Annotated in this window: 8 protein-coding genes; all 8 read right to left on the reverse strand. The window is 48.2% G+C overall.

The genetic code is table 11. From position 1 onward, the window contains the following. Positions 1-2: 2 nt before the first annotated feature. The 8 genes from AAEO50_RS15595 to rapZ all read right to left on the reverse strand — a co-directional run bounded on the left by AAEO50_RS15595 (position 3) and on the right by rapZ (position 10,750). Positions 3-3,221, reverse strand: a complete 3,219-nt coding sequence (locus AAEO50_RS15595; RefSeq protein WP_341985218.1) for a hypothetical protein — start codon at positions 3,219-3,221, stop codon at positions 3-5. Further along, complete coding sequence (locus AAEO50_RS15600; RefSeq protein ID WP_425383208.1) at positions 3,218-4,597, reverse strand: glycosyltransferase family 2 protein; 1,380 nt, start codon at positions 4,595-4,597, stop codon at positions 3,218-3,220. The genes AAEO50_RS15595 and AAEO50_RS15600 overlap by 4 nt, the downstream gene beginning before the upstream one ends. Positions 4,598-4,629: 32 nt before the next feature. Beyond that, complete coding sequence (locus AAEO50_RS15605; protein WP_341985222.1) at positions 4,630-5,670, reverse strand: HEAT repeat domain-containing protein; 1,041 nt, start codon at positions 5,668-5,670, stop codon at positions 4,630-4,632. Between the two features lie 5 nt (positions 5,671-5,675). Next, complete coding sequence (locus AAEO50_RS15610; protein ID WP_341985225.1) at positions 5,676-7,277, reverse strand: diguanylate cyclase; 1,602 nt, start codon at positions 7,275-7,277, stop codon at positions 5,676-5,678. Between the two features lie 331 nt (positions 7,278-7,608). After that, complete coding sequence (locus AAEO50_RS15615) at positions 7,609-7,866, reverse strand: HPr family phosphocarrier protein (protein ID WP_341985226.1); 258 nt, start codon at positions 7,864-7,866, stop codon at positions 7,609-7,611. Between the two features lie 23 nt (positions 7,867-7,889). Beyond that, on the reverse strand, positions 7,890-8,837 hold the full coding sequence (whiA, locus tag AAEO50_RS15620; protein ID WP_341985227.1) for a DNA-binding protein WhiA: 948 nt from the start codon (positions 8,835-8,837) through the stop codon (positions 7,890-7,892). A gap of 57 nt (positions 8,838-8,894) precedes the next feature. Continuing rightward, positions 8,895-9,857 (reverse strand): YvcK family protein, encoded by a 963-nt coding sequence (locus tag AAEO50_RS15625; protein ID WP_341985229.1) that lies wholly within the window; start codon positions 9,855-9,857, stop codon positions 8,895-8,897. Then, positions 9,854-10,750, reverse strand: a complete 897-nt coding sequence (gene rapZ / locus AAEO50_RS15630) for an RNase adapter RapZ (RefSeq protein WP_341985231.1) — start codon at positions 10,748-10,750, stop codon at positions 9,854-9,856. Before rapZ ends, AAEO50_RS15625 begins: the two co-directional genes overlap by 4 nt. Positions 10,751-10,987 lie beyond the last annotated feature (237 nt).

Genomic DNA, 10,987 nt, shown 5'->3' on the forward strand with positions numbered 1-10,987 from the left:
ATTTATTCCTCCCCTTTTTCGAAAGCCTTCTTCATTTCAAAATAGGACTGTTTCAGCCTCTCATGATAAGTCGGCTCGTTCCATGTTTCCCAAGAGTAATGATAAAACCCGGAATGTTCCAGGTTGTTTGATTGTAATTCCGGATAAGAGAATACCGAGCTTCCATCCGATTCATACAGCCCTATGTTGATGCCGTCAATCGTTTGTCCTGCCTCCAGCCCATTTTTCCAGAAATCCCCCATCGCTTCTTTCTGGCTCGGATCCTTTATATTCAGGAGCTGCCACGGGATCCGGATTTCATACCGGCCCTTTGAAGGGCTGATACTGATATCCGTGAGAGAATCATAGTCCGGGTCTTCAGGGTTGGCCGTACCGAATTTGAAACTCCCAGTTTCATAGGAATCAAACGGAAGCACCTTTCCGCCTATCTTCAGCTCCTTGTTCAGCGTAAGTCTGATCCCGTGATAGGTTCCGTTGTCCTTCTGATCCGCATATGTCTCGCGCGGGATCATACCCAGGACTTCGCCGTAATGATAATGAAACGTATCATAATAGCTGTCCACAAGCAGACGGGCTTTTTTCCCGCCTTGGATATGCAGGGCAAAATCCACACCGGATGTCTTCACTCCGGAAGCCCCTGGAAGGGAAGACATCCCCTGGCCGTCAAGGGTATCAAATAGAACGCAGGTATCAGTTTCTTTCGTAATGCGCTCCGTATCCACCCTCAAATAGAGATAGCGTTCATCACTGGATACATACATGGCACGGCCGCTATTTGAAAACGCAGGCTGGATCCCGTTCAGCTCCCAGTCTTCCGGACGGCCGTCCACTTTGATCATCGTTGCCCCATCCGGTCCGGGATCGAAACTCAATAGCCCGAACTGCTGCTCATTCGTCTGGGCATTCGACCAGTATGGACGTCTGTCGGGGTTATCGTAGTCCATCGTGTTCCAGGTCCGCTTGAACCATTCATCCTGCCAGGCAAAGACGAGTCCGCCGGCCGCGCCTTCTTCCACAATATCCTCGAACAGACGGCTGTTGATCTCTCCCTGTTCCTTTTCAGAATGATGGCCCTGATCCCATCCATAGACGTTTCGGTGCGTGAGGCCGCGGGAGCCCGGGACACCGAATTCCGCCACCAAGAGCGGCATCGAGTGGGCTTTTTTCATATCATTCAGGTAGCCGGCGTAGTTATTCTTCTCGCCGCGGTGATCGACGTAGTTGACGTATTCGGGCTCATAATTCAGGAAGTCCGGATAGTAAGGGTAAATATGATAAGAGGCAAATAAGCCTGTGTGCAAGCTGCCGGTTCCCTTCATCACGTTCGGGTCCACCGAAACCATATCTTCCGTTTCGGATGGCTCACTTGGATGGTTAAGCAGGTCTGTCGTCACCCAGTTTGTGAAGCTGACGGGGCGCTGCCACTTGTACGTCTCCGTTTCATACGAAATCCCTTCGTTCATCATCCCTGCCAGCCAAATTTCGAACGGCTCCGCCTTATCCGTCGTCAAATATTCCCCCTTGAAGTCTTCAAGACCTGTGTGCTTTTCGTTTGTCTCCATGACGACGCCGGGATCCCACTCCACCCCGAAGATCCAGCCAAGCACATAGGGGGAGATATCCTTGTCATACACACCAGATGCGTGCCCTTTTCTTTTGGGAAGCTCGGCATTCCCGTGCACGAGATCGATCGTGCGCTTCATTTCAGCGCGGAATTCGTCCGTATTCTTCTTAGCGAAGGAATCATTGGTCTCCAGGAAAATTTCCTCGTTCACCCATACACCGTGGAACAGATAAAGGGGCTCTTCTGCCATCTGATTGTATTCGTAAAAAGCTTCATAGAAAGCAGGCGGATGGATCGTATAGACACGCAGGGCATTGGCGTTCATGGCCCCGATCTGCTTGAACCACCTCAAATATTCCCCTTTCGTGATGGCCGTCTCACCCGGGAATGAACCGGGCTTTGCGATTCCCATATTTACTCCTTTTATGAGGAGGTCTTCCCATTTTCCGTCTTCATTGACCTGGATGTAGTCGGAGCCTGCTTTACCGGCCATCTTTATATCATTTTCCAATCTAATTTCCACTTTTTCAGGCGGGACCCGGTCTTTTTCGTTCTCGATCTTTTCAAAGATGCTTGTCATCATCGGGACGTATGCCCTCCAGTAGAAAGCAGACAAGTTATCCGGATCCCTCTCTTCCGTCCACTTTCTCCATGTTTGAAGTCCGGCCGTTTGATAGAGATTCGGGACATCCGGATGGTCGGCAAAATCGCCGCTGAAATAATAGGTGTCGTACACCTGATTCGTTCCGTGAACGACCGCAGGGAACGTTCCGGGAAGATTCAGGGCTTTCAGCGTTTGCTTCCCTTTTTCCGAAAGGGACAAGGTATACTTGGCCAGCACATCTCCCCCTTCGACCGGATTGACGATATCGAACCAGTAGGAGTACGGGACGTTCAATTTTTGCCCGAGCTGTTTTTCACCTTCTGAAGTCGTGGAAAAGACGACGCCTTCTTCCCCGATGTCATCACGATCAAGGATGACCAGCTTGTCGTTCTTGTCGACAAGGACATACCCGGGGCCGTTGAACGCAAAGGATTCCCCGTACTGTTCCTTATAGTTTCCACGGACCCATTCCGGGACCTCACTGCCCTCCAATTCAGGGAAGTAGCGGCCGATCCATCCTGACCATTCTAGATTGAACAGCGAATAAAAGGACTGCCTGGTTTCTTCCGTCGTCGGGTGTGCCATCGAGTTGAATTCTGCAATGAGCGTCTTCCCGTCATTCACCGCCATGTCCGTCAGGGCGTCCATATCTTCATCGGTCAGACCGCCGTACACTTTGGAAGAACGCTCCCCCGATACATTTTCGTTATTGAGGTCTTCCTCGTACACACCGTATGTATCTGCCACATAAACAGCGTCATAATGTTCCAGGGAAGAAGGCATCCCTCTTGTCGATTGACCGTCCGGGACATAGCCGATGTAATCTTCATCCAGCTTATAAGGCTTTCCGTCAGCCTTCGTATATTTCTGCTGATTGAGCAGCCACATCAATCCCTTATGTTCACGGTAATCCTTATCAGGCACGGTCTTATCGATAATCAGGACGTCGAGTTCCCGATCATCCTTCAACTGCCAGAGCCAGAATGGGGAGGAAATAACGAGCACGATTCCTGCAATGAACAACAGGAATCCATAGAGTTTTAGTTTTGTCATTTTGATACTCCTTTTCTGGCCATCTCTCCCCAACCTGTCTTTCTGCGCAGCACGTCAAGGATCCCTTCACAGCGCCACAGGACAGTCAATGGGCGGTACCAGAGTGTTTCCGTCAAAGAATAGAAGAACAGGCGAATGATATCGGACGCCTTCGGATACTTTCGGATAGTCCACTCCTCGAGGAGGACGGAAGCCATCGAAAGGATAGAACCGTAGAGTACCGACAGCAAGAATAATAGAATGGCAAATTCGAGGTAGACCCCTCCGAAAAAAATCGACAGAATCATCACCAAATACCCCATCAGCTCCACCACGGGTCCCAGGAATTCAATAATGAGAAAGTACGGAATCGACACCATGCCGATGGATCCGTATCTCGGATTGAAAATGAGCCGGCGGTGAATCCAGAGACTTTCAAACAGTCCCCTGTGCCATCTCCTGCGCTGCCTTCGCAGATACTTTAATGATTCCGGAGCTTCCGTCCAACTGACGGGATCCGGAACATATACGATTTTTTTATCTGCTTTCTGCTCTTTTACATAGCGGTGCAGCCGTACGACGAGCTCCATATCCTCACCGACTGTATGCGAGTATCCCCCCGCTTCCACGATCCACCGTTTCGAGAAAACGCCGAACGCCCCTGAAACGATGAGGAGGAGGTTATGCCGGCTCAGGCCGATCCTTCCCATCAGGAAGGCCCGCAAATACTCGATCACCTGCATGACGACGATCGGTGACCGCGACAATCCGACCTTGACGATTTCACCGCTTTCAATCTCGCATCCATTGGCGATCCTTATGCTCCCGCCTGAGGCAATGACTTCGCCGTCCGACTCGATGATCGGCTTCATCACCTTCAGGAATGCCGTTCTTTCGAGGACGGAATCACCGTCGATCGAACAGAAATAAGGATAGTTGGATACGTTGATGCCGGCATTCAAGGCGTCTGCCTTCCCGCCGTTTTCCTTATCGACGACAAGGAGATTCTTATAAATTTTAGATTGATAGACAGCCTTCACCTGTTTCGTCTTCAATTGCTGGCGGATGACCCATTTTATTTTCACGAGTTGAAAAGACTCGATGAGCTTCTCCAGGGAATCATCAGTCGATCCGTCATTGATGATGATGATCTCGTATTCCGGATATTCGATACTGAGCAGGGACCGGAGGGTGGCCATGATGCCGACCGATTCATTATAGGCCGGCACCAGGATCGATACTGGTTTGGTCTGATGCAGTTGCAGCAGTTCCTCATAGGGTTCCCGTTCATCCAGCTGATAGCTCTTCCTTAATTGGACGAAGGAGGTCAAGAGTAAAAGAGAATAAAAGGATATGACGAGGACCATATAGCCAAGGACCATCCATCCGATGGCCATGAGGACCTCTCCCCATTGTAATGTCAGATCCATCATACCGACCCCCTTTCCAGCCATTGTTCCGCCATATTCCTTGCGTATTGATCCTCATTGGCGGCAGCGACCTGCTTTAGAACCTCTCTGCCTGCTTCCAGCCTTAATAAGCTTTTAGCTGCCTGGGACCGGACATAAAAGGACTGGTCGGACATAAGGTCTTCAAGATACGGGAGGAGTTCAGGACTCCTGATATATTCGCATGCTTTTATGGCCATCAGGCGCTCCTGCCAGGATGATGACAGAAGATGTTTCGTCAGTGACGAAGGAGCAAGGAAATACTCCATTTCCACAATCGCTTTCAAGGCGCGGATACGGTTTTCCACCGCAGGATCACCGAGGAGCCTTTTAAGGAACGGACTGTCCCCCTGCCTGCCCCGCAGGCCGATCGAATCGATCAGGGCATACCTCATCTCTACGGTCAATTCATCAAACATCCGGATGAACCGGTCGAGCTGTTCCTCATTGAAGGAAGCAAACAGCAGACTGTAATCAAACTCAGTCAACGGATGTCTCGGGCTGGTCAATTTATTTATGACCGTTTCATCCTCATTCAGAATATAAATCTTAAGCAGCTGAATCTCTTCACTCTTCGTAAGTTTTCTTGATTCATATAATTGGTCCAGCTCTCTGAACATATTTTTCATATCGAATTCCTCGATCCAATAGAGGGCGTTCATTCTCATGCTCCAGCGCCGATGGGTCAAACAGGATTGGATATAGGACCCGAAATGGGTTTCCGCAAATACCCTGATCCGCCCGTTGATCTCGTCACCGCCAAGTACCTTTGCAAAGCCGGCCGTCAATTCTATGAACGCTTTTAATTCGAGCGGTGATTGGAGGCTCAGAACCTCTTCACCGGCTTCATGATTCAAATACTGGAAAAGAGGGAGCCGGTACTCTTCCTTATACCGCTCCACCTTTGTCCGCCTGTCATTCCCGATTACCTTCGTGATGACGAGATAGCCGAACAACAAAAATAAAATGATCAGTGAGCTGATCAGCACGACTGAGAAATAAAAAATCTCGTTAGTAAACACGTTCTTTACCCCATCCTCTTTAAGATTTGCGCCAGGCGCGCTTCCAGCTCAAGCAGTTTAAATGGCTTTGTCATATAATCATCCGCTCCCAATTGGAGAGATCTTGAAATATCTTTTTCACTGCTGCGCGAAGTCAGCATGAGGACCTTATAGCGGTCGGCATCTTCCCGGCTGCGGAGCCTCTCCAGAACTTCAAGTCCGTCCATCTTAGGCATCACCCCGTCCAGGATCACCAGGCAAAGGGATTCAATGTGCCAATCAGATTCCATAAAAGAAGCTCCGTCCTTAAAGCTTTGGATGTCATACTGAACATTCTGCTCGGACGGCAGCTTGGAAACGATGTCCCTCATGACCGTCCGGATGATTGGATCGTCATCGACGATTGCAACCTTGATCGTCTTTATATGGTGTATATCGGCGGATTCCAAATCGAGTTCCACCCTGTTCCTTCCGTTTTCTTTCGCCTCATAAAGAGCTTGATCGGCTAATCTGATCCACTCATTCATCGACTTGGTCGGGTCAGTGATTTCGGAGACACCTGCAGAAAATGTACAGGTGAAGGTACCGCTGTCCCCAAACGTGATTTCGCCGAATTCCTTACGGCAGCGTTCGAGAAGTCCATATGCCTCTTGAGCGGAGGTGTTAGGGAATATGATGACAAACTCTTCCCCGCCATACCTGACGACAATGTCCTGCACCCTCACTCTCTTTTGCAGAAAGGAGGCAAATTCCGTCAACACTTTATCCCCTGCAAGATGGCCATACTGATCATTCACCTTTTTAAAATGATCAATATCAAGTACGGCTATGGAGGCAGGTTCTCTCCTGCTGTTCAACATGCTCTTGACTTGGTCATACGCTTGAGTCAGGTATCTGCGATTATACACATGGGTCAATTCATCAATTAATATCAGTTCTTCAATCTGTTTCTTCCGCTCGATCTGCCTCTTTACCCGGACGATGAATTCATCGATATCAAAGGGTTTAGGAATGAAATCATCCGCTCCCAGTTCATAACACTTCATCCTGGTATCTTTCCGGTCATTGACACTGACCATGACGGTCGGGATGAACTGCTGCTTCAGCTTTTGTTTAAAGAAATCCAGCACCTCGAACCCATCCGTTTCCTCCATGTAAATATCGATGATGGCGCAATCCGGTCTCACATCATAAAAGGACATCACGGCTTTTTCCGGATTGGCAATCGCTACGACATACCATCCGATGTTCTCAAGCTGTTCTTTCATATACATCAGAAAGGACGTATCATCATCGATCATCAGGAGAACAGGCTTTTCCCCGTTTCTTTCACGCTTTCCAAACTGGGTGTCTGCCTCTCCTTCCTCCAGATGATAATACGCTTCTATGATGTCAAACAGCATGATTCTCCATTCAGGGATGGCGAGCATCCGGTCATCCCCTTCATCCATCGTATCCATCAGCTTCCTTGCAAGACCTCCGATGTGATCGAGGCCGAGGGTTGGAGCGGTTCCTGCCAGGGAATGGACAAATCGATAAAGTTCCGTATGGGGAATTTCGGGTCCCGCTTCCCATTCCTCTAATTTCTTTCTGAAGTTATTTAAAAAATGCTTCTGGTATTTTTCCATATCTCATCTTCTGCCTTTTTGTTGGAGTACTTTCGGGGTGGTGACCAATCCTAAAGTTTTCACTACTATACTAGTGACTTTATTGGTTTTATAGTAAGGTTTCTGCAACGGAGTGAGTCAACTCCTCATCAGTCATTCACAAATTTCCCTAAAACCTTAATGTAACAAAAAATACCAGACACTTCCATGATCTTCCCCCCCTAAAAATGTCAGTTTGATGAATCATTTTATCTATTCTACTCCGTTTTTTTAAAATATAGACGGTAAAAGAACGCACAGAAAAAGCCGGCAGCCCTATCGGACTGCCGGCTTTTATCGTGTGAAGTCGATCTTATCCTTCTTTCCCAACAAACTTCTCAAGCGCAGCAAGCGCCTCTTCTTCGTCGCTTCCATCAGCAACCAATGTAATTTCTGAACCTGTGCTTATTGCCAGGCTCATAAGGCCCATGATGCTTTTCGCATTCACTTTCTTTCCTTCTTTTTCTAAGAAGATTTCGGATGAGAAGCGGTTTGCTTCCTGAACGAATAGAGCTGCAGGACGCGCTTGAAGACCCGTTTTCAGTTTTACTTCGACTTGTTTTTCTACCATTGTCATTTCTCCCCTTTGTTCTATTATTTGCTAAGTCTCTCTCCGGCTCTGATTTTCTCAGCTATTTGATCGATCTTTCGTAAGCGGTGGTTAATTCCGGATTTACTTATGGTACCGCCTGATACCATTTCCCCCAGTTCCTTCAGCGTGACGTCCTGATAGTTCACTCTCAGTTCCGCTATTTCACGCAATTTATCCGGAAGCACCTGCAGACCGACGTGCCTTTCGATAAATTTGATGTTTTCGACCTGCCTTAAGGCAGCACCGATTGTTTTATTCAAGTTGGCCGTCTCACAATTGACGAGGCGGTTCACTGAGTTGCGCATATCCCTGACAATCCGCACATCCTCGAATCGAAGGAGGGAATTATGCGCCCCGACGATATTGAGAAATTCGGTAATTTTCTCAGCCTCTTTCAAATAAGTAATGAATCCTTTTTTGCGCTCGAGCGTCTTACTGTTCAATCCAAAGGTGTTCATTAACTCCGACAACGCTTCGTTGTGTTCGGCATAAAGGGAGAAAATCTCCAGATGGTAGGAAGAGGTTTCCGGGTTGTTCACCGATCCCCCTGCCAGAAAAGCTCCTCTTAAATAGGAGCGCCTGCAGCACTTCTTTTTGATGAGGTCCTCTGAAATATTATGGATAAACGTAAATCCTTCGCCAAGGATCTTCAGGTCCTCGAGGATTTTTTTCGTATCTTCTTTTATCCGCACGATGTAGACGTTGTTCTTTTTCAGACGCATTTTCTTCCGCACTAAAAGCTCCACTGGGGTGTCGTATCCCTTTTTAATCAATGTATAGATCCTTCTGGCAATCGCGGCGTTCTCCGTCTGGATATTGACAACCAGCATCTGGTTCGAGAAGGAGAGTGAGCCATTCATCCGGATGAGCGCTGATAATTCAGCATTCGCACAACAATCTTTGACTTCAATATTGGTAAGTTCTTTTTTTGTTTCTGACGCAAACGACATCCCCATCACCTCCTAGCAAACGCTTGCACAACCTAATACAACAGAAATTTTCTATTGTCATTTATTGAATGAATCCATATAGGAATGAATGATTCTTGCTACTTTTTCCGTATTATGACGTACCAGTCCATTATTATATGAGAGAATATCATGGGCAAGAACCTCTAGTCCCATGGAATTCAAACGATCCATATCAAAATGTACCGGACTCGCCTGTTCTTCATCATAACGGGCTTGCACATCATCAGGCACCTGCTTGTTATTGACGAGGATCGCATCAATGCAGGAAGCATCCATGTGTTTATACAGGGCCTCCACGTGATCACTTGCCGTGTACCCGAGGGTTTCACCCATCTGAGTCATGATATTGCAAATATACAGTTTCTTGGCCTTAGACTGGCAGACAGCTTCACCGATCCCCGGTACGAGGAGATTCGGTATGATGCTTGTATAAAGGCTGCCCGGTCCCATGACAATCAAATCGGCCTCTTTGAGGACCCGAATCGTTTCTGCGAGCGGCTTGATGTTATCAGGTTTTAAAAAGACCCGCTCGATTTTTTTGCCTGCCTTCGGAATAGTCGATTCCCCTGTCACGATCGTGCCATCTTCCATCTCGGCATTTAAAATGACGCTTTGATTCGCAGAAGGGAGGACCTTGCCTTTTACATTCAGGACCCGGCTCATTTCCTGAATCGCATGTACAAAATCACCCGTAATCGAAGCAAGAGCGGCTATGATCAGGTTTCCCAATGCATGCCCTGATAACTCGTTCTCTGTTTCGAAACGATGCTGAAACATCTGTTCCACAAGTGGTTCCACCTCTGATAGTGCGGCCAGCACATTCCGGATATCCCCGGGCGGAGGGATGTCCAGCGAATTCCTCAGCCGTCCTGAACTTCCGCCGTCATCCGCGACTGTCACCATCGCCGAGATATCGACCGGATGACGCTTCAGTCCGCGCAGGAGGACAGGGAGACCTGTTCCCCCTCCGATGACGACAACATTTGGCAGCTTTGTCATGGTGTCTGAACAGCCTTTCTCTTCTCGATATCGCGGTGAGAGATTTTCGTATGATAATCCCCTTGGAAATGATGGCCGATGTGTTCCGCTAAAGCAACCGAGCGATGCTGCCCGCCTGTACAGCCGATGGCCACCACGAGCTGGCTCTTCCCTTCACGTTTATAATGAGGAAGCATGAACGAAAGCAAATCGGTTACTTTCTCAAGGAATTTATGGGTTTCATTCCATTTCAGCACGTAGGTTGAAACCTCTTCATCAAGCCCGGTTTTCGGACGCATATGATCGATATAGTGAGGATTCGGCAGGAATCTCACATCGAATACGAGATCCGCATCGATCGGGATCCCATGCTTGAATCCGAATGAAATCACATTCACCGTAAAAATCGATTTCTTGTTCACAGAGAACTCTGTGAGGATTTTTTCGCGCAGTTCTCTCGGCTTCATTGTTGATGTGGTATAAATCAACTGTGCGCGGCCTTTCAATTCTTCGAGCAGTTCACGTTCCTGGCGGATTCCCTCAAGAGGGAGTCCCGAAGGCGCAAGAGGATGTGAACGGCGCGTTTCCTTGTAACGTCTGACAAGAGAAGAATCATCTGCATCCAGATAGAGAATCTGCGGTGTCACCCAGGACGTTTCCGCTAATTCATCAAGGGCCTTGAAGAGATGATCAAAGAATTCCCTTCCGCGAAGATCCATTACAAGCGCGACCTTATTCATTTTATTGCCGGACTCTTTCATCAGTTCAAGAAATTTAGGCAGAAGAGTCGGCGGTAAATTATCTACGCAGAAAAAACCTAAATCTTCAAAGCTTTGAATGGCGACTGTTTTCCCGGCCCCGCTCATTCCTGTTATGATCACCAATTGTACCTCATTCGTAGAACCTGTACTCATACTCTTCCCCCGCTTTATTTTAAAATTTATGTTTAGCACTTCTCAATACCGCAGTTGATTTCCGTCCAAGGCTTCGCTTTCCGCGGGTGACCCGTGAGCCTCCTCGGCTACGCCTGCGGGCCGAAAAGCGGAGGGGCTTTGATCAGAGGCGGGTGGCATAAGGCGAATCGACCACGAAGGCGTTCTTTGCCTTCTTGGTCGGTTTGACTTATGACATGTGCCTCTAAGCCCCAGAGC

This window comes from Rossellomorea oryzaecorticis (assembly GCF_038405515.1).
Classification (GTDB): Bacteria; Bacillota; Bacilli; order Bacillales; family Bacillaceae_B; genus Rossellomorea; species Rossellomorea oryzaecorticis_A.